At 59.4% G+C, this 18,630-nt stretch carries 21 protein-coding genes; 3 read left to right on the top strand and 18 right to left on the bottom strand.

Annotated elements, in window-relative coordinates; translation table 11 throughout:
- Nucleotides 1-50 precede the first annotated feature (50 nt).
- The 17 genes from AD659_RS05065 to AD659_RS04990 form a co-directional block, all read right to left on the bottom strand.
- The gene (locus AD659_RS05065; RefSeq protein WP_053118925.1) at nt 51-626 is read right to left on the bottom strand and encodes a phage tail assembly protein; all 576 of its coding nucleotides are present in this window, start codon (nt 624-626) and stop codon (nt 51-53) included.
- Between the two features lie 169 nt (nt 627-795).
- Nucleotides 796-1,302, bottom strand: a complete 507-nt coding sequence (locus AD659_RS05060; RefSeq protein ID WP_053118924.1) for a phage major tail tube protein — start codon at nt 1,300-1,302, stop codon at nt 796-798.
- The gene (locus AD659_RS05055; RefSeq protein WP_018607964.1) at nt 1,302-2,468 is read right to left on the bottom strand and encodes a phage tail sheath protein; all 1,167 of its coding nucleotides are present in this window, start codon (nt 2,466-2,468) and stop codon (nt 1,302-1,304) included. The genes AD659_RS05060 and AD659_RS05055 overlap by 1 nt, the downstream gene beginning before the upstream one ends.
- Nucleotides 2,469-2,470: 2 nt before the next feature.
- Complete coding sequence (locus AD659_RS05050; protein ID WP_053118922.1) at nt 2,471-2,680, bottom strand: hypothetical protein; 210 nt, start codon at nt 2,678-2,680, stop codon at nt 2,471-2,473.
- Between the two features lie 89 nt (nt 2,681-2,769).
- On the bottom strand, nt 2,770-3,171 hold the full coding sequence (locus AD659_RS05045) for a phage tail assembly chaperone (protein WP_053118919.1): 402 nt from the start codon (nt 3,169-3,171) through the stop codon (nt 2,770-2,772).
- 10 nt (nt 3,172-3,181) lie between these two features.
- Nucleotides 3,182-5,335, bottom strand: a complete 2,154-nt coding sequence (locus AD659_RS30130) for a phage tail protein (protein ID WP_231987736.1) — start codon at nt 5,333-5,335, stop codon at nt 3,182-3,184.
- Complete coding sequence (locus AD659_RS05035; protein WP_053118917.1) at nt 5,336-5,971, bottom strand: phage tail protein I; 636 nt, start codon at nt 5,969-5,971, stop codon at nt 5,336-5,338. It lies immediately after the preceding gene.
- A complete protein-coding gene (locus AD659_RS05030; RefSeq protein ID WP_053118915.1) occupies nt 5,968-6,963 on the bottom strand; it encodes a baseplate J/gp47 family protein in 996 nt (331 codons plus the stop codon). The genes AD659_RS05035 and AD659_RS05030 overlap by 4 nt, the downstream gene beginning before the upstream one ends.
- A complete protein-coding gene (locus AD659_RS05025) occupies nt 6,960-7,292 on the bottom strand; it encodes a phage baseplate protein (protein WP_014336817.1) in 333 nt (110 codons plus the stop codon). Before AD659_RS05025 ends, AD659_RS05030 begins: the two co-directional genes overlap by 4 nt.
- A gap of 11 nt (nt 7,293-7,303) precedes the next feature.
- Nucleotides 7,304-7,915, bottom strand: coding sequence for a phage baseplate assembly protein V (locus AD659_RS05020; protein ID WP_053118913.1), 612 nt, complete (start codon nt 7,913-7,915; stop codon nt 7,304-7,306).
- Between the two features lie 3 nt (nt 7,916-7,918).
- Entirely contained in the window at nt 7,919-8,431 is a 513-nt protein-coding gene (locus tag AD659_RS05015) for a hypothetical protein (protein WP_053118911.1), read from the bottom strand.
- Between the two features lie 36 nt (nt 8,432-8,467).
- On the bottom strand, nt 8,468-8,818 hold the full coding sequence (locus AD659_RS05010) for a phage holin family protein (RefSeq protein WP_053118909.1): 351 nt from the start codon (nt 8,816-8,818) through the stop codon (nt 8,468-8,470).
- A gap of 127 nt (nt 8,819-8,945) precedes the next feature.
- Nucleotides 8,946-9,374, bottom strand: a complete 429-nt coding sequence (locus AD659_RS05005; RefSeq protein ID WP_053118907.1) for a hypothetical protein — start codon at nt 9,372-9,374, stop codon at nt 8,946-8,948.
- Between the two features lie 178 nt (nt 9,375-9,552).
- Complete coding sequence (locus tag AD659_RS05000) at nt 9,553-10,134, bottom strand: DUF642 domain-containing protein (protein WP_053118905.1); 582 nt, start codon at nt 10,132-10,134, stop codon at nt 9,553-9,555.
- Between the two features lie 38 nt (nt 10,135-10,172).
- The gene (locus AD659_RS29010; RefSeq protein ID WP_082343519.1) at nt 10,173-10,331 is read right to left on the bottom strand and encodes a Com family DNA-binding transcriptional regulator; all 159 of its coding nucleotides are present in this window, start codon (nt 10,329-10,331) and stop codon (nt 10,173-10,175) included.
- Nucleotides 10,332-10,530: 199 nt separating this feature from the next.
- Nucleotides 10,531-10,950, bottom strand: a complete 420-nt coding sequence (locus AD659_RS04995; protein ID WP_053118903.1) for a tail fiber assembly protein — start codon at nt 10,948-10,950, stop codon at nt 10,531-10,533.
- Between the two features lie 512 nt (nt 10,951-11,462).
- Nucleotides 11,463-12,197, bottom strand: a complete 735-nt coding sequence (locus AD659_RS04990; RefSeq protein WP_053119208.1) for a LexA family transcriptional regulator — start codon at nt 12,195-12,197, stop codon at nt 11,463-11,465.
- Nucleotides 12,198-12,809: 612 nt separating this feature from the next.
- Between AD659_RS04990 and AD659_RS04985 the strand changes: the two genes are divergently transcribed.
- The 3 genes from AD659_RS04985 (at nt 12,810) to fdxA (ending at nt 16,925) form a co-directional block, all read left to right on the top strand.
- Entirely contained in the window at nt 12,810-13,163 is a 354-nt protein-coding gene (locus AD659_RS04985; protein ID WP_053118902.1) for a DUF6124 family protein, read from the top strand.
- A 728-nt stretch (nt 13,164-13,891) separates the two neighbouring features.
- Entirely contained in the window at nt 13,892-16,459 is a 2,568-nt protein-coding gene (gene mutS, locus AD659_RS04980) for a DNA mismatch repair protein MutS (RefSeq protein WP_167352859.1), read from the top strand.
- 142 nt (nt 16,460-16,601) lie between these two features.
- Nucleotides 16,602-16,925, top strand: a complete 324-nt coding sequence (fdxA, locus tag AD659_RS04975; protein WP_053118897.1) for a ferredoxin FdxA — start codon at nt 16,602-16,604, stop codon at nt 16,923-16,925.
- 676 nt (nt 16,926-17,601) lie between these two features.
- Here fdxA and rpoS read toward each other — a convergent pair.
- The gene (gene rpoS / locus AD659_RS04970) at nt 17,602-18,609 is read right to left on the bottom strand and encodes an RNA polymerase sigma factor RpoS (RefSeq protein WP_047227588.1); all 1,008 of its coding nucleotides are present in this window, start codon (nt 18,607-18,609) and stop codon (nt 17,602-17,604) included.
- Between the last annotated feature and the right edge of the window lie 21 nt (nt 18,610-18,630).

Below are 18,630 nucleotides of genomic sequence, written 5' to 3'. Positions count from 1 at the left end.
CAGGATTTCCGCCTCACTTACCGAGTAAATGAGCGGCACCACATCGAGGATCACTTCGATGTCGCGCTCCGAAAGAAGTCCGCCGGTTTGTTTAAAAAATCGTCGATGCGTACCTGCAACTGGTTCCAGTCAGGCACAGTCAGCCGATCGAGATCGGGGATCATCAGGCCGGTGCAATGGGCGGTGATGAACTCGGCGCGTTCCTTGGCCGTCTTCAGTTTTTTCATCGCCTTGGTGGCACGCAGCACCGGCATTTCCAGGGTCAGCGCGGTCAGGCTGCGGCCCGCGACGTCGAGCGGTTGCAGCAGTTGTACCTGGTCGGGATCGACTGCTGCGCCATCCACCGATTCCAGGAAGTGCGACGCCGGACGGGTGGACATTTCATGCACGTATTGCGCAATGCTGACGTAGTCCGGGCGCTTGAGCTGGTCGAGTTCCTTGACCGACAGGCCGGTGGCCAGTTTGGCCAACTCGAAGAACTGATCGTCTTCGTCATCGCCAGCGCGGGCCAGGGCATCTTTTTGCGCGGCGTAGTACAGCGGCTTGAGCGGGAGCTGCTCGATCTGCGAGCCGTCGTCAGCGGTGATCGGCGACAACAGCTCATGGGTAGGAGGTATCCAGGACATGAAATCGGTTCCTTGGTGGGTACTGGGAAGGTGTTGCGCAATACCGGAAAATCAAGCCGCGCCACCTGTGGGAGCGAGCCTGCTCGCGATGACGTCGGAGCATTCAGCATCGAGGTGTCTGTACACCGCTATCGCGAGCAGGCTCGCTCCCACAGGGATTGGTATTGGTTTAAGGCAGCAACACCGCGCGGCGCGCATCACCGAGGATGTCGACGCCGTTGAGCACGAACTTCTGGGTGCGCACGTCGATGTCGATCACCGGGACGCCGTTTTCCAGGCGGTTGTAGGTGCGGCAGGACAGCTCAAGGTTGGTCTTGGGCTTCTCGCCCATTTTCAGCGGGGTTTCCTCCAGGGATTTCAACTTGCCGCCCACCGTGTGGTAGGTGAACCAGGTGTTGCCGTCCTGATCCTGGCCGGCTTCACGCACGTTGAGCAGAATGTCCTCGCCCACCGTCACGCCCAATGCCAGCATGACTTCCGGACCGAGACCTTGCAGCGTCAGCTTGGCCGTCAGCACCTTGCCGCCCTTGGCCATTTCCTCGCCAATGAAACGGCCGCCACGCATCTCTTCCATGTCGAATTCGATCTTTGGCGGGGAGAAATCTTCCACGGTCGCCGACAACGGCAGGCCTTGCAGGGTGGCCGCGATGGCCTGTCTTACGCGGTTGGTAAACATTAGAGAACGTCCTCCAGGAACTGCTCGATGATTTCATCGCGGGCATTGAGTTGATAAATCATGTGTTCGTTCGGCGCGTAGCGGCCGTAGTCGATGACCACGTACCAGGTGCCGTTCTTGTACTTCTCGACGCTGTTCAATTCCGGGTGCAGGTACACGCTGCCGCCGGGGATGGTTTCGTCGGCGACCAGGGTTTGCAGCCAGTCGTTGATGCGCTTGACCTCCTGGTCCATGAACGACTTGGTCAGGTTCTTGGCCATGGCTTTCTGGCCGGCCTTCACCAGCTTGCGGCTGATGGCATCTTCCAGGCCGACATAGCTGATGAACTTGCCGGTGATGGAACGGTTGCCCAGCAGCGAGAAGCCGCCGAGGATAGTCCGGGCGTAGTAGCTGACGCCGTAGCGGTTGAGCAGATCGCCTTCGGTGGAGGTGTCGAGGATGTTGTATTCGACGGTGCGCGAGACGTCTTCGGCGAAGGTCACCTGGTTGCCCGGGCTCTCCCATTGCTTGACCTTGGCGAGGGCGGCGATGGCCAGGCTCGACGGGGCCAGGAAGACGTTTTTCTTCGCGGCCTTGGAGTACACCGCCGGCATGTTGTGCACCACCAGGCAGCGGTCGAAACCGAGGTCGGCACCGCCGAGTTCCTGGCTGTAGGTCACCTGGTCGGCGACCGCGGCGTCCTTGCCGTCGAGTACCACACGGGCCTTGATGCGCTTGCCGAACGAGGCGAATTCGCTGGCCACCGCCTTGGTGCCGGTGAAGCCCGGCGCGCCGATGATGGTCAGGTCTTCAGCGACCCCACTCAACGCCGCCAGGCCCAACTTGCGCCCGGTCTGCGCCTCGATGCCGCCGATCACGTTGTTCTGCGTATCGGCCAGCGTGGCGCCCTCTTCGACGATGACCACGTAGACCGGCACCTTGACCACTTTGAGGATCTGGTACACCGCCTGGAACAACGTGCCCGCCTCGGCACCGGTCGGGTCCAGCTGGGCCTGGGTGGTGAAGCTGTTGATGCGGAACGGGGTGTTTTTCGGGATCAGCGGATTGGCATTCGGCGCGGTGCCGACCAGACCGATGACATTGTCCCCCAGGCCACCCATGGCCTCGGGAGATTCAGTGGCATTGACGGTGATGCCGTTGTGCTCGAAGTTCAGAACCTCAGCCATGGTTATTCAGCCTTCTTGATGGTGGCCTTTTTGGCCGGGATGGATGCAGGAGCCGGATCGACGGCTTCGGTTTTTTTCAGTTCCAGGCGACCGGCGCTGTGCAAGGCATTGGCCTCGACGTCGAGCAGATCGAGTTCCTGGCCGATGCTCGACCAGTGACCACCCCCGGTGGGGAATGGGAGGAGCACGGTGTAGGTTTGGCGTAATGCCATTTGTGTTTCTCCAGATATGAAAAAGCCCCTTGGGAAAGGGGCTGTTGAGTGTTTGATGGATGAGAAAACGCCCCGTCGGTGCGGGGCGTTTATTGGGTTTGATCGGCGATCCAAGAAGGTACGATGGGCCGAAATTCAGCGTTGGGGAAAGTCGCTGTTTGCGGCCAATCCCGAAGTGCCTGACGGTAGGAAAGCAGTTCAGGGAATTGCTCCACCGTCAGCGTAGGAGCCACGCCTAAATCTAGTTCGTCACGGTGACGTGTAACCAACCATTCGGTGGCCGCCAACTCAAAATTGCGCCACACCCGTTCGACCTCGGCTTGCTCAGAGATTTGTATTGGGGGTGGGGAAAACTCCCCGTCAATGATGGCCCAACCTGGTCGCACATCGGATGGACAGATTTGCCACAATAGATCCGAGTGGAAACGTTCAGAGGGATCAAGGTCGGTAGTTTCAACCACCGACCCGTTTTCAATTCTTGCCCACAACATACAGCTCTCCTCAATAGGTGATGAACACACAACCATCGGCACCGGCCTGAGATCGAGTCCCGATTCGGCCGCCCCCTCCCATACCGGGCTGCGTCAGAACGGTAGTGTCAACTGCGGCAAAAATGCTCTCTCCGCCCCCTCCAGCACCGCCAATCCCGCCATTGGACGCCGCATTACGCACCGGTGGATTTCCGGCCCCTAGCGTACCGTTGAAGTCGCCGCCAGAGCCGTAACCAGCGCCAGCACCGCCCACCACCAGCCCGCCTGCGCCGCCCGTTGCCGAGCAATGCGTACCGAAGGAAGAAGAACCACCCGGATTGCCTATCGTGTTGGCAGTTGTCACGTAGGCGCCTCCCGCCCCCACGGTCACCGTGACTGTTGAGCCGGGCGTAACAGAGACGAGTCGCTTGCTGATCCCGCCTGCGCCACCGCCGCCAGCACCGGTGTCCAATGTCCCGAAGGCGCCGCTTCCGCCGCCACCGCAAACCTCTACGAAAACCTTCCAGACATTCGCTGGCACCGTCCACTGAAAGGTGCCAGCGGTTTTGTAATAGGCCTTGCTGCGATAGGGCAGATGGACACTTTGCGCGATTTCATTCCAAATCGGCGGCTCCCCGGCAGTGACTTTGTGACCGATATAAGCCCGCGTTGGAGTGTTAGCATTGAAGTTGATGATCGCGAGGAACGTCTTATAGCTGGGTGCGATATAGCCACCGCCGACCATCACCGTCATGGAGGTACCGCCAATGCCGCTGATTTCTGGCGGTCCACCGACAGACGCTTCAGGATGTCCCAGCGTAAATGCTCGATAGAGCCCAGGCTTGATATCCTCCGAGAAGTCACTGATCACTGGGATTTTTGCTGCATCGGAGCCCAGACCGAATTTGTCCAGAATAGTCCGAACCCCTCCATTGAATGCAGTAGACAACGCATCCGGAACCGATCCGTTCTCCGCATACCAAGTGATTCCCGCGCCGGTCGACAATGTGATGCTGTCCATCGTCTTGAGTACCAACTGATTGGCAGCAATACCCGCCACATAATCCGTACCTTGCAGGACTATGGTTGCAGTACCGGTCGACACGTTCAGCAGATTGATGGTGCCGCCATTGAACCCAGTGCTTGCCTTGGGCAAGGTGATGTTCACCGGGCTGGCGGAATTGATGATGAACGACTTACCGAACGCATCCGCGGTCAGAACGGTACTCGCGTCCAGCCCGCCAACGCTTGAATGGTTGCCGAGCGCACGCTGCACAAACGCAGTCGTCGCGAGCTGCTGATTGTTGTTGCTGACCGGAGCAGTCGGGGCAGTCGGGACGCCCAGCAGCACGGGAGAGTTGAGCGGCGCAAACCCTTGCGTGATGTTCTGAAACGCCAACGCCGTAGTGCCCAGTACAATCACCCCATCGGTAATCAACTGCCAGATCGTGTTGGCAAGCGTCGTCCCCTCCTCCACCGAGACAATCAACCCCGAAGTCACCTCGACACTCGCATCGGCATCCTTTGCCCGACCCCAAGCGCCGTTCGCGGCCACGTAGATACCGTTGTCTTTCGCCAAGGTCTGGGATTTGACCAGGACCCGATTCCCGGCGACCACCGCCACACCATCAATCGCCTGCGCACCACTCAAGACGATGTTGGCCGTCGTCGCCACCCGCACCGACTGCTTCCTGTCGAGCTTGGCGAGTTCGTCGGCCACGTAGCCGGTCACCCAGGCCCGCGTCGCCTTGACCACCGTATCGTCAATCAGCAGCGTCACCAGCTCGGCATTACTGGTCTCGAAAATCGACCGAATATAAAACTCTTTCCCCGAACCGGAAGTCGCCAACACCGGTTTGAACGACTCCGGATATTTGACGATCGCGTACAGGATCCCGGTATCGGTCCAGATGCCGGCTTCGCGCACATACCAGCCGCCGACGTCGGACGGGATGGTGACCTCGGCCAACAGCCAGCTCGGGTTGTTTTCATCCTGGAACAACGCATTGAGCGGCCCGCGCCAGACTTCGCGCTTGAGCGCCGTCGCCGTTGCGGCCGGGTTGTATTCCGTGCCGCCGCCGTCACCGACGGAAATCTGCGACAGCTTGATCGGTGTGCCCGCCGCCTTGCAGGCGGTTTCGTAGGCGATCCCCGCATCGGTGAGCAGGGTGTAGTAGTCGGCCATTTAGGACCCCTGTGGATAAATAGTGGAGGTTTCGACGGTGTAGAGCCCGGCGGCCATGAAGACCTGACTCGAGGCTTGCAGTCCTTCGATGACGATCGGATAAACCGTGGTCAGCTCGCCACACAGCGTCGCGGCGCCGATGACGTGACGGCCGAATGCACTCAAGCCGACAGACACCTTCAAGGTGTCGCGCTCGCTTTTGGCATCCGCCAGGCGCCGGTCGAGACGGGCGTCGATGGCTTCGCTGTAGGGCTGCTCGGTAAACGCCCTGACGGAAAAACTGTAGGGCGGGCCGGGTGGCGTTTGTTCATACCAGGCGCGCACTTCAGGCATCAGTTGCAAACCCTTGGCGGCGTTTTCCAGCGCCTTTCGCGTCCCGGCCTGCCGGGCGGTGGGCCAGGCGAGTTCAACGGTCAGGCGCTTTTCCGCCTCGGGTGCTGCGGAGCTCCATTCGTTGACGCCGCGATCCGCCGCGAGATATGGCAGGAACGCCAAGGGCGTGGTCGCCGGGTTCATCAGCTCGGGAAACGGCGGATCGATGCGTTCGAGCAATCGGGCGAAACCGAGATCCAGCGCCCGTTCCAGCGGTGAACTGTTGACCGGCAGCAGGCTCGGTCGAGAAGTGTCGTCACTCATAACGTATCCACCTCGACCTCGACGCCCATGCAGTACGGCGCCTGGAAAGCCGTCGTCACAATCGGCGCAAGCGGTTCGAGAATCTGCAGCTGAACCGCGCCCGCGCTGTGCAGCGCGTAGTCGATCCAGCTCGGGTCCACCCGGCCTTCCAGTCGATGACACGCCTCGGCATAGCCCAGCAGTTGCTGGTGTGCGGCAGCCTTGGTCAGGCCCGAGTCAGGCCCGGGATTGATCTTCGCCACGACGCGGATTTTGTAAGGTTTGATTTGCGCAGCCTGCACGATGACCAAGTCCGTCTCGGGTCGTACATCCGGTCGGGCGAAGTGCTCGCGGACGCCGTCGAGCAATACTTCGGACGGCGTTCCATCGCCGTCGCGGGACAACACCGTGACCGTGACTTCGCCGGGCGCGGTACGGCGTCCGTTGCCGTCCTTGATCTGGGCTGCATAGCTGTCCGGGTCGAAGGTGTAGGTGACCGTCACCACACCCGCCGAGGCGTTCTCGACTTTTACGACGGGACGCTGCCCCAGGGTAAAAATCTCCCGCCGATACTGCATGCGCGAGCCGGCCGCCGGGGCGTGGGGCGCCAGGTAGTAGCGCAACCGCGCATCGTCATCGCTCTCGTAGACCGGCGGGATGGGCGGGAAGGCCGCCGGGTCGCCCGGGTCGAGCAACTGACGCTCAAGGCCCATGTCCGCGAGGCGAGCATCGAGGTTGGTGCCCGTGGCCCACCACGCCAACATCTGCTTGATGCGGGCGTTGTATTTGCGTTCGTGGGTTTGCAGCCGGACACAGAACGCCTCGAGGGCCAAGGTCAGCAGTTCGCTTTCGTTCTCGAGGCTGTCCACCAGCTTGGCGGCGCTGGCGGGAGAGCGTGCGGCGACGTATTCGACCACGAAGGTCTTGAACTCCGCGAGCAAGTCCTCGAACGCGTCGACGGTGACGATGGCCGGTTCGGCCAGTTGGTTCTGGCCGGGTATCAACATGCTCATGTCACTACCTCGAAAGTCTGTTTGCGGTTTTTCCAGGTGCCGGCGAAACGCAGCAGCAATCCGGCGCCGTGGCGGCTGGCGACGATGACCTGGGGCTCGAAATCATCGATGCCGTTGTCCGGGTTGTAGAACGCTTGGGCCGCGTGGCTCTGGGCGAGGATCAGCAAGTCGTCACCGAGGTTCTGCCCCAGCAACTGGGTGAGTGCGCAGCCATACAACGGGCGCTTCTGGCGAGTGCCCAACGGCGTGGTCAGCGCACGGGTGGCGCGCTGCACGAACTGCAGCCAGTCGTCGACCGTGGCGCCGGTATTTCGATCGATTCCAATCATGAGGAAATCTCTTATGCGGTACTGATGACGCGTCCCTGGTGATCCACCACCGGGCCGCTCAGGTGCACACCGGAGGCGTCGAGCCGAATGCCGACGGCACCCACTTGCAATTCGATGGTTTCGGGCGTCATCGCCAGCCGCGACGGGCCGATGTTCAACTGGAGGGCCTCACGGGAACCGCTGAATGCCGCCGGGCCGTTTTGCCAGTGCAGGACATGGCTGGCCTGGTCGTAGCCGTTTTCCGTACCGTCCTGATAGAGGCGACGCGTCAGCGAAGCCTGGGTCGAGACGGGCGGGAACTGACCGCCATTGAGGCCGAACAACGCCACGGCTTGCCCGCCGCTTTCGCCGCCGCCATGGTTCAGCAACAAGCATTGCTCGCCCACCGACGGAATCCGCGACTCGCTCTGGGCGCCGGCGCTCGGGTTGAAAAAGCGGATCGCCGGGGTCAGCAGTCCGCCATGGCTGACTTTGCAGGTGTTGCTGGCCGCGTCGACTTCCTGGCAAACGCCGATGCGGCAGAAACTCTCCGCACGCCGATGCAAGTCTTCCAGCTCGGTTTCCATCTGCGCCAGACGCTCGATGATCGGCCCCAGATGCATCCGTAACAGCGCATCGAACATGGCTCAACCCTCGAGTGCGGTGTATTGGTCCGGGTCGTCGATGTTCGACACTTCCCAGGTGCGGGCAAACTTCGGGATACCCAGCGGGTCGTCCAGCAGCGTCGAGCCCAGGTACAGGGTTTGGCTGAAGGAAAGGGTCCAGGCGGTGTATTGCCGTGTCGGGTTGATGAACGTGGACGGCAGACCATCGAGCTCCATGGGCAGGTCGCATTGATCGCCCGACAAACCCCAGCGGTTATCCATGACCAGATGCTTCAGCTCAGCGGCCAAGTCGCAGGCCTCCCATCCCGGAACGGCCATGACCACTTGCAGTGAAACCGTCAGGATATGGGCGATACGCCCGTCGTTGGCACGGTGGCCGGGTGCGTCACGCTCAATGGCAATCAGCACCCAGGGTTGATCGTCGGAGCCATCGAAATCCTGGGGGCTGCCGACTTTCAAGGTGGGATAAGTAATGCGCAGCGTCTGGGCTATGGCGAAGAACAGCTGCGACGGTTTTTCGATAAGGACGGGCATTGATCGCCTCCTTGTGTAGGGATCAGCGATGTGAATTCACGACTGATCGGGAGGAACGTCCCGCGGAGGGATTTCGCAAACGCCGATCCGCTTGGCGACCCAGCGTTCGTAAAGACCGATCGCCACATCGGCACCGGCCATGGCGGTCAGGCAACCCAAAGCGCAGGCGCTCCAGATCGACATGCCGAGGGCGTACAACAGCATGGTTGCCGATACGCCGCAGACTACGCAGGCACCGGAGCGCAAGGCCAGGCGCCGCAATAACGACCAGCCACGGGCGCCCTCCTTGTCGGCGCGCCACATCTCGCCGGACACCCCGCCCACCAGGGCAAGCACGATGACCAGCCAGATCGGCATGTCCAGCAACGCTTGTTGCTCGTTTGTCATGTCTCGTTTCCTGGGGTAATTAAGATTGGGCGGGAAGTTGTTTGAAGTTGAATGAGATGTGGGTCGGTGCAACCATTAAGTTGCTAGAAACGGCGTTCAAACTTTGTCAGGTCATTGAAGGCTGACATCACTTTGGCGCAGCGCAGGTCGCGCCTTTGTAAGTCATGGTGTAGGTGTAGTGCTTGTCCCAGGGCAGCGGTAGCGCACTGGGCGCTGCCCATTCCGCGTAGTTACCCGACATCGAACCCGCGACAACTAACTTACCCATGGCAATGGTCGCGAGATTGTTGGCGCTCCCTGCACCCGGCATTGGCACACTCCCATTCCATTGGAGATCGTCCCCGTTCTGGAACCATGCACCCTTCCAGCCGGCCTGCGAGCTCGAGTACCAGGTATTGTCCGCTTTGAAACAGATCGTTTGGTTGGCATAAAAACCACCGCCCGGAACATGGTAGGAAGCGAATTGCCAGGAACCGACAGGTGAGGTTTCAGCAAACGCAGGGAGGGTCTGGGTAGCCAGGACGGCTGCGATCAGCACGCTGAAGAATTTTTTCATTGGTTTATTCCTTTGGATAAATAGGTTTTTACCGAGTAATCAGCATGTCCACACTGGTCGCGTCGCAAGAGTTGTTAGCCTTTCTGTCGATGACCAGATAGAGCGAAGACGTCGGTGTGACTGCGACGTTGACGGATGAGTGCTTGGGGACGGCGGGTCTTCGCAGGACAAACGATGTTTACAGTGGCTCAACGATGACGTTGTCGATGAAGGCGAAGTTGGCGTAAGGGTTCTGCTCATTGGAGAACGCCAAAGTCGTTTGAGCCGAAGTGGCTATGAAGTCATACGTGATGGTGCTCCACTCCACCGCAGTACCTTTCGCCGACGGCGTGTTGAAGGTGACACTCTGCCCCGCCACCTTGACTTGGATGGTGCCGTCGCCGGAGCGGCTGGCGTAGCGCGAATTACCCGCGCTGAAGGTCAAACGGTACTTGGCGCCGACCGCGGTGGCGAAGTTCTGCTGGATACCACCGCCGTTGCCATAGACATAATTGGCCAAGTCGACAATCACAACGCCATCCGCAGCCACGGAACCCCCGATCGAGGCGGGCATATTGAAGTACTCGGCACCTGACAAAAACGTCGTCCAACCGGTGATGAAGTTGGCTTTCGCCGGAGTATCCAGGATGCAACTGCCGCTGCAGCCTGGCTGTTCGAAGCTACCGTTGAGCAGAAGGTTGGCGGCGCTAGCGTTGCTCCCCACACCGAGCAGCGCAATGGACAGCAACAGCGGGGCGACGTATTTCTTGAAACGATTCATGATTCACCTCTTGAGTTATTGATTGATCGCGCGGTTGATCAACGGCGCTCATCTCGCTCACTGGCGTTCACTCGAGGCTCAACGGCCTTCACATGATTCAACGTCCCGCAACGGGAACACTTGATCTGGAGTTCGGTGTTCTCGCCCATGCGGGCCAGAAGTCTTTTGCAGTGACCGCATCTGAAATCCTTCAGCATCGAAAGCCCTCCCATTGGCGGCGCGCCACATCTCGCCGGACACCCCACCCACCAGAGCGAGCACCATGGCCAGTCAGATCGGCATGTCCAGCAACCCTTGTTGCTCGTTTGTCATGTCACGCTTCCTGGGATGAATGAACGTCGGAAGGCAGTGCAAAAAGCCCGACACTGCGCCGGGCTTTTCAAGAAGACACTCCGTTCAGGGCAACTCTGGCCAAACAATGCTCAGTGGAAAAGCGGGTTGTTTGTTGACCTGAGTGAAGGCGACGCAATACTCCTTGAAGGCAATCAAGTAAGCCTGCTCGGCAGCGGTAGCGACGCCCAGATCGACTTTGAATTGCAATCCCGAAGACGCCACTTGGGTCATGACGCTGTCGAGTCGCCTGCCTTTTTCAATACGCATCTGCTCCGCAAGTGCAGTCTGTGGCCAAGGGAAACCAGAGTTGAACGACCAGAGCCCATCAGTGTTGACTGCGTTGTAGTCGTAATCGACTTCGGCGCTGGAACTGCCGGTAACGTCAATCCAAAGTTGGTCTGCCGGGTATTCCTCAGAAATCGGGTTGACGGTTTCGTAGATGTTGTCGACTTTACCGTCCACAACGCGTGCGTATTTTTTCATGCTCATATCCTTATTGATTGCCGGTACTCCGGCACTCTTCGATCTGCCTGCTTCAGGTAGGCATTCCAAAAAGCCCGGCAATGAACCGGGCTTTTCAGTAATGCGTTCCCTCGTCGTCCTTGACCAATGGCCATAAGGAAGTTGATCTTTCGGCGCGACTGGCGCGGTACGAATCCATTCAAATTGTTCCTCCGGCCGCGGTCCCTGCCCGCCGGATAACTGCTTCTGGTGCTTTACGCTGCACACCCGGGTCAGTTGCCAACCCTCTGAACCGTTAAGGCCGGTTCATCGCTGCCTGTTGGTGGAACTAAAGAGCTTCGTTGCCAGCCGCTTTGTCGAGCGGCTTGGACACAGAATATGCATGTATGCATATACAGTCAATGCGTAAATGCATTTATTTATGCCCCATGAATGCATGGACGCATGAAATCCGCAGAAACACGGGGTTTACGGGTTTTCAGGAGGCGAAAAAAAACCCGCACGGCGGCGGGTTTTATCTGACAGCGGAGGGGTTAACGGGCGTACATGCCCCACCAGAAGACATGACCGAGGATGACGATTTGCTCGTCCTGCATTTCCTGGAAGGTGTAGTCCTCATCCGGATGTTCATCGCGGTTGAAGCTGCGCAGGCGGATGCCGGTGGGCAGGCGATAAAGTTGCTTCACCCGCAGTTGACCGTTGTGATTGATGGCATAGAGGTCACCGTCGACGATGTCGCCGATCCCGCATTTGCCTGCGTTCACTCCAACCGTGGCACCGTCGCGCAGCACCGGCAACATACTGTTGCCGCGCACCGTCACGCACTTGGCCTGGTCAAACTGCACGCCGTTGTGGCGCAGGCTGCGCTTGCCGAACCGCAGGCTGGAGCGCTCGCTTTCCTCGATGACGAATCTTCCTGATCCAGCAGCCAATTCAACCTCGCGCAGAAAAGGGACCGACACCTCGTCTTCTTCGACGGGTGTTTCGTCGTCCCACAGGCTTATGTCCTTGAGTTCGGAATGTGGCTCGTCGCGGCGAGCATTGCCGGCGGGCACAACGTCCGCGCGCCCGCGCAACTGGTCGGTGCTCACGGCAAAATAGTCGGCGATCTTCGAGATGTGTTTATCCGAAGGGTCGACAATTTTGCCGCTGAGGATCCGCGAGAGGGTGGACTGAGGCACGCCGGTACGCCGGTGAAGCTCCGTGGGGGAGATCCCGTGCTGATCGAGCAATGCTCTTAATACGGTCGAAACGTTGCGTTTTTGCATAACGCGCATGATGCTTGTTCTTTTTGCAGAAGACAAATGCTGTTTTGCATAAATATGCAATTCCTGCCTTTTGCATCCATTGTGGCGAAGGAGCTTACGCACACTGAACCGTACGAGCAGTGTAGGAGCTGTCGAGTGCAACGAGGCTGCGATCTTTCCAAAGACACTTGAATCCCAAGCGAAAGATCAAAAGATCGCAGGCTTCGCCAGCTCCTACAAAAGCCAAACTCCCCCACCCGGGATTTGCCCTACACGTCCCTAAGAAAAGACGTCAAGCCCGTCCTTCAAATACGCAACACAAGGCCACGTCGCCTTGCGCCTCTGCCTACAACTACGCCAGAATCCGCCGGCTTGTACGCCTTGGGGGCCACCGGTACTTTTGATCCTGTCACTGCCCATCAGTGATCGGGTTTAGTAGCCCGGTATTTCCAAGATGTACATCGCTCCATCCAGTCAGGTACTCCCATTCCTGCATTCGATGGTAGCTGTGCGCAGGGCGCCCTCGGGTGCGCCGGTTTCTTGGATCCCCGGTCTACTAACCTGCGTACAGCTGCCACCCATTTCGTTTAGTAGCGAATCGGTGATGGCTCCCACTTCGAGGATCCAAGCATCATGAGCAAGAACACTCCAAATCCCCCAGACGATCACGTCTCCCGCAGCCAATCGGCCAACGCCAAGAAACTCGACGACGCGGCCACCCGCGCCCTGGACTATTACCTCAAGCCGAAAACCGACAAGGAAACCGCTGACACGCCCGACACCCTTTTCATCATCGCCTCCAACATCGACGCCGAATGCCTGCTCGCCAACCTCAGCGAAACCCTGGCCTCGGCCAACGCCATGGTCAGCGACCTCGCATTCGACCTGAAGGGCTCGCGGCGGAATATCTTGCTGGGGGTTCAACAGATGATCGAGCTGAGCCAGTTGTTGGCGAATCGGGCATTGGATGTGGTTGAGGTGAGGTAGGTATCCATGATGCAAGCCAAGGCCTAAGAGAAACCCGAGTCATCACTGTGGGAGCGAGCTTGCTCGCGATGGCGGTAGTCCAGTTACAACTAAGTTGTATTGGCTGCCGTCATCGCGAGCAAGCTCGCTCCCACAATTGGATCGGAGGCAGACCGGAAACAGACCAGCTGTCAGGCCGCCTTCGCGAGCAGGCTCGCTCCCACAATTGGATCGGGGGCACAGCCGGAAACAGGCCGGCTGTCAGGCCGCCTTCGCGAGCAAGCCCGCTCCCACAGGAGAAACGCGGTCCCACCAAGAACCAGGTCGGCTATCAGGCCGCCTCGGGGTGGACGTTGATCTCGGCGCCCCATTAACCACGCTGGCTGAACGAAGGTATTGCGCAGTGGGCAACCCGGCATGGATGCCGGGTTAGCCGCGCTGGGCCATGGATGGCCCTTCGCGGCGGCCCACGGAGCAATGCCTTCGTTCAGGCATGCCGAGCCTAGGCGAGGCACCGAGTGGTGGGGCATGAGCGTTTTGCTTACTTTTGCGCTTCTCAAAAGTGAGCCGCCGTCAGGGCGGAACCATAAGTAGCCGTTACCGTAGCAACGGATATACACCCAATCCCAAACTGGGTCCCCCCCGACCACCCATGTTAACCTTGCGCCCATCGCGGAAAAGCCGGGCCAATGCCCCTCCTTTTGCCCCACACCTTTCAACGAGCTTCCCTGACACCCATGAATACCGCCGTGAACGACCTGTCCTCCCACACGCCGATGATGCAGCAATACTGGCGCCTGAAGAACCAGCACCCCGATCAGCTGATGTTCTACCGCATGGGCGACTTCTACGAGATCTTCTACGAGGACGCGAAGAAGGCCGCCAAGCTATTGGACATCACCCTGACCGCGCGTGGGCAATCGGCGGGCATGGCGATTCCGATGTGTGGGATTCCTTACCACGCGGCGGAAGGTTACCTGGCGAAGCTGGTCAAACTCGGCGAATCCGTGGTGATCTGCGAGCAAGTCGGCGACCCGGCCACCAGCAAAGGGCCAGTGGAGCGCCAAGTCGTGCGGATCATCACCCCGGGAACGGTCAGTGACGAAGCCTTGCTGGATGAGCGCCGGGACAACCTGATCGCCGCAGTGCTGGGCGACGAGCGCCTGTTCGGCCTGGCGGTGCTGGACATCACCAGCGGCAATTTCTCGGTGCTGGAAATCAAGGGCTGGGAAAACCTGCTGGCGGAGCTGGAACGGGTCAACCCGGTAGAGCTGTTGATTCCCGATGACTGGCCCAAAGACCTGCCGGCGGAAAAACGCCGTGGCGTACGTCGTCGGGCGCCGTGGGATTTCGAGCGTGACTCGGCGCTGAAAAGTCTCTGCCAGCAGTTCTCCACCCAGGACCTCAAGGGCTTCGGTTGCGAGAACCTGACCCTGGCCATCGGCGCGGCCGGTTGCCTGCTGGCCTACGCCAAGGAAACCCAGCGCACCGCCCTGCCCCACTTGCGCAGCCTGCGTCACGAGCGTCTGGATGACACGGTGGTGCTGGACGGCGCGAGCCGACGCAATCTGGAGCTGGACACCAACCTGGCCGGTGGGCGCGACAACACCTTGCAATCGGTGGTCGATCGCTGCCAGACCGCCATGGGCAGCCGCCTGCTGACCCGCTGGTTGAATCGGCCGCTGCGGGACCTGACCGTGCTGTTGGCACGTCAATCCTCCATTACCTGCCTGCTGGATCGTTATCGCTTCGAGCAGTTGCAACCGCAGCTCAAGGAAATCGGTGACATCGAGCGGATCCTCGCCCGCATCGGTTTGCGCAACGCCCGTCCCCGTGACTTGGCGCGCCTGCGCGATGCCCTCGGTGCACTGCCTGCACTGCAGGTGGCGATGACCGACCTTGAAGCCCCGCATCTGCAACAACTGGCGCGCACCACCAGCACCTACCCGGAGCTGGCCGCGCTGCTGGAAAAAGCCATTATCGACAACCCGCCGGCGGTGATCCGCGACGGTGGCGTGCTGAAAACCGGCTACGACGCCGAACTCGACGAGCTGCAAGCGTTGAGCGAGAACGCCGGCCAGTTCCTGATCGACCTCGAAGCCCGGGAAAAAGCCCGCACTGGCCTGGCCAACCTCAAGGTCGGCTACAACCGCATCCACGGCTACTTCATCGAATTGCCGAGCAAGCAGGCTGAACAGGCCCCGGCCGATTATGTTCGCCGCCAGACCCTCAAGGGCGCCGAGCGTTTCATCACCCCGGAACTCAAGGCGTTCGAAGACAAGGCGCTGTCGGCCAAGAGCCGCGCCCTGGCTCGGGAAAAGATGCTCTACGAAGCGCTGCTCGAGGATCTGATCAGCCAATTGCCGCCCCTGCAGGACACCGCCGGCGCCCTGGCGGAACTGGACGTGCTGAGCAACCTGGCCGAACGGGCCTTGAACCTGGACCTGAACTGCCCACGTTTCGTCAGCGAGCCGTGCATGCGCATCAGCCAGGGTCGCCACCCGGTGGTCGAGCAAGTCCTGACCACGCCGTTCGTGGCCAACGACCTGGGCCTGGACGACAACACCCGCATGCTGGTGATCACTGGTCCGAACATGGGCGGTAAATCCACCTACATGCGCCAGACCGCACTGATCGTGCTGCTGGCCCACATTGGCAGTTTCGTCCCGGCGGCCAGCTGCGAATTGTCCCTGGTGGACCGGATCTTCACCCGCATCGGCTCCAGCGACGACCTGGCCGGTGGACGTTCGACGTTCATGGTGGAAATGAGCGAAACCGCGAACATCCTGCACAACGCCACCGAGCGCAGCCTGGTGCTGATGGACGAAGTCGGACGTGGCACCAGCACCTTCGACGGCTTGTCCCTGGCTTGGGCTGCGGCCGAACGCCTCGCGCACCTGCGGGCCTACACGCTGTTCGCCACCCATTACTTCGAACTCACCGTGCTGCCGGAAAGCCAGCCGTTGGTGGCCAACGTGCACCTCAATGCCACCGAGCACAACGAACGCATCGTGTTCCTGCACCACGTGCTGCCCGGCCCGGCCAGCCAGAGCTACGGCCTGGCTGTGGCGCAACTGGCCGGCGTGCCGAGCGAAGTGATCAGCCGTGCCCGCGAGCACCTGAGCCGCCTGGAAACCACCAGCCTGCCCCATGAAGCACCGCGCCCGACCAAAGGCAAACCGCCCGTGCCACAGCAAAGCGACCTGTTCGCCAGCCTGCCGCATCCGGTACTCGATGAACTGGCCAAGCTCGATCTGGACGATCTGACTCCTCGTCGGGCGCTTGATTTACTCTATACATTGAAGACACGGATCTAACGCACAGGCTTTCAAGCTGTTAGAATCTCGCGCGGTTTGGGATGCTGCGGGCTATTAGCCTGGTTCGCAGACTATCGCTCCCAAACCTGGCGACCCCGCCGTGAAGGGGCTTCGCTGCAGCCGCCTGAGGAGAGAATTAGAAATGACCTTCGTCGTCACCGACAACTGCATCAAGTGCAAGTACACCGATTGCGTAGAAGTCTGTCCGGTGGACTGCTTCTACGAAGGCCCGAACTTCCTGGTCATTCACCCGGATGAGTGCATCGACTGCGCCCTGTGTGAGCCGGAATGCCCGGCGACTGCCATTTTCTCGGAAGACGAAGTGCCGGCTGGCATGGAGAATTTCATTGAGCTGAACGCTGAACTGGCGGAGATCTGGCCGAACATTACCGAGAAGAAAGATGCGCTGCCGGACGCTGAAGAGTGGGATGGCAGGACTGGCAAGATCGCAGACCTCGAACGCTGATCTTTCCTGCGTTCATCTAAAAGGCCCCTTGCGGGCCTTTTTGCTTTTTTCGGATCAAGAAATCGTGGGCAAAAAAAAGGGGCGGTTTGACCCGCCCACATTTTTTCCCTAATCCCTTTAATCCTATTCATCGTCCTGATGAATCGCGTCCTGCGATGTCCTTCCTTCCCATCGTCCTTGACGGGTGTGTCTGTCCGTCGACACAGGACTGATATTAGTATTTTCCCTGGCGAGTGCAACGCGGCTGATACAGGTGGCTTGCTTTGTCACACTATGTTCATCAACAAATTTTCCTTATAAATCAGTTAAATATAAAAATATCACGACGTTTATGGCTGTCTGTCCCGCCTATGAGGAACTGATCGCTTACGTAACACTAGGCAAAGGCTTACAAGTTGAACCTACAAATGGAGCAGGTCTGGGCAAACGCCTCTTCTCAAACGCAAAAGCTCCGAATTAGTCGTAGTGATGTTGATCTATGGTTCTACGAGCGGGGTTTCAGAGATGGTGTGTATATCCGTTGCTGCGGTAACGACTGCTGGCGGTTCCGCAGCAACGGATATACACCCAAACCCAAGCCAAAAAAAACGGCACTTCCCATTTCTGAAAGAAGCACCGTTTTTTCCAAGTGAACAGCATCACAGCCAGTCAGGCCGTTCTGCTGTACTTACCTTAGTTATTGAAACAACGACTCGCTCGACAAGCCGTTTTTCTCCAGGATCTCTCGCAGACGCTTGAGGCCTTCAACCTGGATCTGCCTGACCCGCTCACGCGTCAATCCAATTTCCAGCCCGACATCTTCAAGCGTGCTGCTTTCATGCCCCCGCAAGCCAAAGCGGCGAATCACCACTTCCCGTTGCTTGTCGGTCAACTCCGAGAGCCATTGGTCGATGCTCTGGGACAGGTCATCATCCTGAAGCAGTTCACACGGGTCAGTGGGCCGATCATCCGTGAGGGTGTCCAGCAAGGTCTTATCCGAGTCCGGCCCCAGGGAAACGTCCACCGAGGAGACCCGCTCATTGAGCCCAAGCATGCGCTTGACCTCACCCACCGGTTTTTCCAGCAGGTTGGCGATTTCTTCGGGCGAAGGTTCATGGTCGAGTTTCTGGGTCAACTCACGGGCGGCCCGCAGGTAGACGTTCAGTTCCTTGACCACATGAATCGGCAACCGGATCGTCCGGGTCTGGTTCATGATTGCCCGTTCGATGGTCTGGCGGATCCACCAGGTGGCGTAGGTCGAGAAGCGGAAGCCGCGCTCGGGGTCGAATTTCTCGACGGCGCGAATCAAGCCCAGGTTGCCCTCTTCAATCAGGTCCAGCAGCGAAAGCCCGCGATTGACATAGCGTCGGGCGATTTTCACCACCAGGCGCAGGTTGCTTTCAATCATGCGTTTTCGACCGGCCGGGTCACCACTTTGCGACAGCCGCGCAAAATGAACTTCTTCCTCGGGGGAGAGCAGTGGCGAGAAGCCGATTTCGTTGAGGTACAGCTGAGTGGCGTCCAGCGCCCGGGTGTAATCGATGTACTTATGTTGTTTAAGTGAAGCGGAGTGTCTGGATTTGGCACGAACGGAAGGTGGAGTCGCCCCTTCATCATTCGACATCGAATCCATAGCGATGCCGGTCTCCATCAGGAGAACCTCATCGTCGATGTCAAACTCCGGCACTTCTTTACTGAGAGCCATTGTTATAGTCCTTTGGTGAGT

The sequence above is a fragment of the Pseudomonas thivervalensis genome (assembly GCF_001269655.1).
In the GTDB taxonomy this organism is placed as follows: domain Bacteria; phylum Pseudomonadota; class Gammaproteobacteria; order Pseudomonadales; family Pseudomonadaceae; genus Aquipseudomonas; species Aquipseudomonas thivervalensis.
Note: the sequence above shows the minus strand (reverse complement) of the source record. Positions and strands in the feature narration are given on the sequence as shown.

Bases quoted from the DNA above. Each gene is read 5' to 3' on its own strand.
- AD659_RS05000 (WP_053118905.1), bottom strand. From the start codon at position 10,134: ATGAATCGTTTCAAGAAATACGTCGCCCCGCTGTTGCTGTCCATTGCG.
- AD659_RS05015 (WP_053118911.1), bottom strand. From the start codon at position 8,431: ATGCCCGTCCTTATCGAAAAACCGTCGCAGCTGTTCTTCGCCATAGCC.
- AD659_RS05035 (WP_053118917.1), bottom strand. From the start codon at position 5,971: ATGAGTGACGACACTTCTCGACCGAGCCTGCTGCCGGTCAACAGTTCA.
- AD659_RS30130 (WP_231987736.1), bottom strand. From the start codon at position 5,335: ATGGCCGACTACTACACCCTGCTCACCGATGCGGGGATCGCCTACGAA.
- rpoS (WP_047227588.1), bottom strand. From the start codon at position 18,609: ATGGCTCTCAGTAAAGAAGTGCCGGAGTTTGACATCGACGATGAGGTT.
- AD659_RS05005 (WP_053118907.1), bottom strand. From the start codon at position 9,374: ATGAAAAAATTCTTCAGCGTGCTGATCGCAGCCGTCCTGGCTACCCAG.
- AD659_RS05025 (WP_014336817.1), bottom strand. From the start codon at position 7,292: ATGATTGGAATCGATCGAAATACCGGCGCCACGGTCGACGACTGGCTG.
- fdxA (WP_053118897.1), top strand. From the start codon at position 16,602: ATGACCTTCGTCGTCACCGACAACTGCATCAAGTGCAAGTACACCGAT.
- AD659_RS05010 (WP_053118909.1), bottom strand. From the start codon at position 8,818: ATGACAAACGAGCAACAAGCGTTGCTGGACATGCCGATCTGGCTGGTC.
- AD659_RS05050 (WP_053118922.1), bottom strand. From the start codon at position 2,680: ATGGCATTACGCCAAACCTACACCGTGCTCCTCCCATTCCCCACCGGG.
- AD659_RS05030 (WP_053118915.1), bottom strand. From the start codon at position 6,963: ATGAGCATGTTGATACCCGGCCAGAACCAACTGGCCGAACCGGCCATC.
- AD659_RS29010 (WP_082343519.1), bottom strand. From the start codon at position 10,331: ATGCTGAAGGATTTCAGATGCGGTCACTGCAAAAGACTTCTGGCCCGC.
- AD659_RS05045 (WP_053118919.1), bottom strand. From the start codon at position 3,171: ATGTTGTGGGCAAGAATTGAAAACGGGTCGGTGGTTGAAACTACCGAC.
- AD659_RS05055 (WP_018607964.1), bottom strand. From the start codon at position 2,468: ATGGCTGAGGTTCTGAACTTCGAGCACAACGGCATCACCGTCAATGCC.
- AD659_RS05060 (WP_053118924.1), bottom strand. From the start codon at position 1,302: ATGTTTACCAACCGCGTAAGACAGGCCATCGCGGCCACCCTGCAAGGC.
- AD659_RS04995 (WP_053118903.1), bottom strand. From the start codon at position 10,950: ATGAAAAAATACGCACGCGTTGTGGACGGTAAAGTCGACAACATCTAC.
- AD659_RS05020 (WP_053118913.1), bottom strand. From the start codon at position 7,915: ATGTTCGATGCGCTGTTACGGATGCATCTGGGGCCGATCATCGAGCGT.
- AD659_RS04985 (WP_053118902.1), top strand. From the start codon at position 12,810: ATGAGCAAGAACACTCCAAATCCCCCAGACGATCACGTCTCCCGCAGC.
- AD659_RS04990 (WP_053119208.1), bottom strand. From the start codon at position 12,197: ATGCAAAAACGCAACGTTTCGACCGTATTAAGAGCATTGCTCGATCAG.
- AD659_RS05065 (WP_053118925.1), bottom strand. From the start codon at position 626: ATGTCCTGGATACCTCCTACCCATGAGCTGTTGTCGCCGATCACCGCT.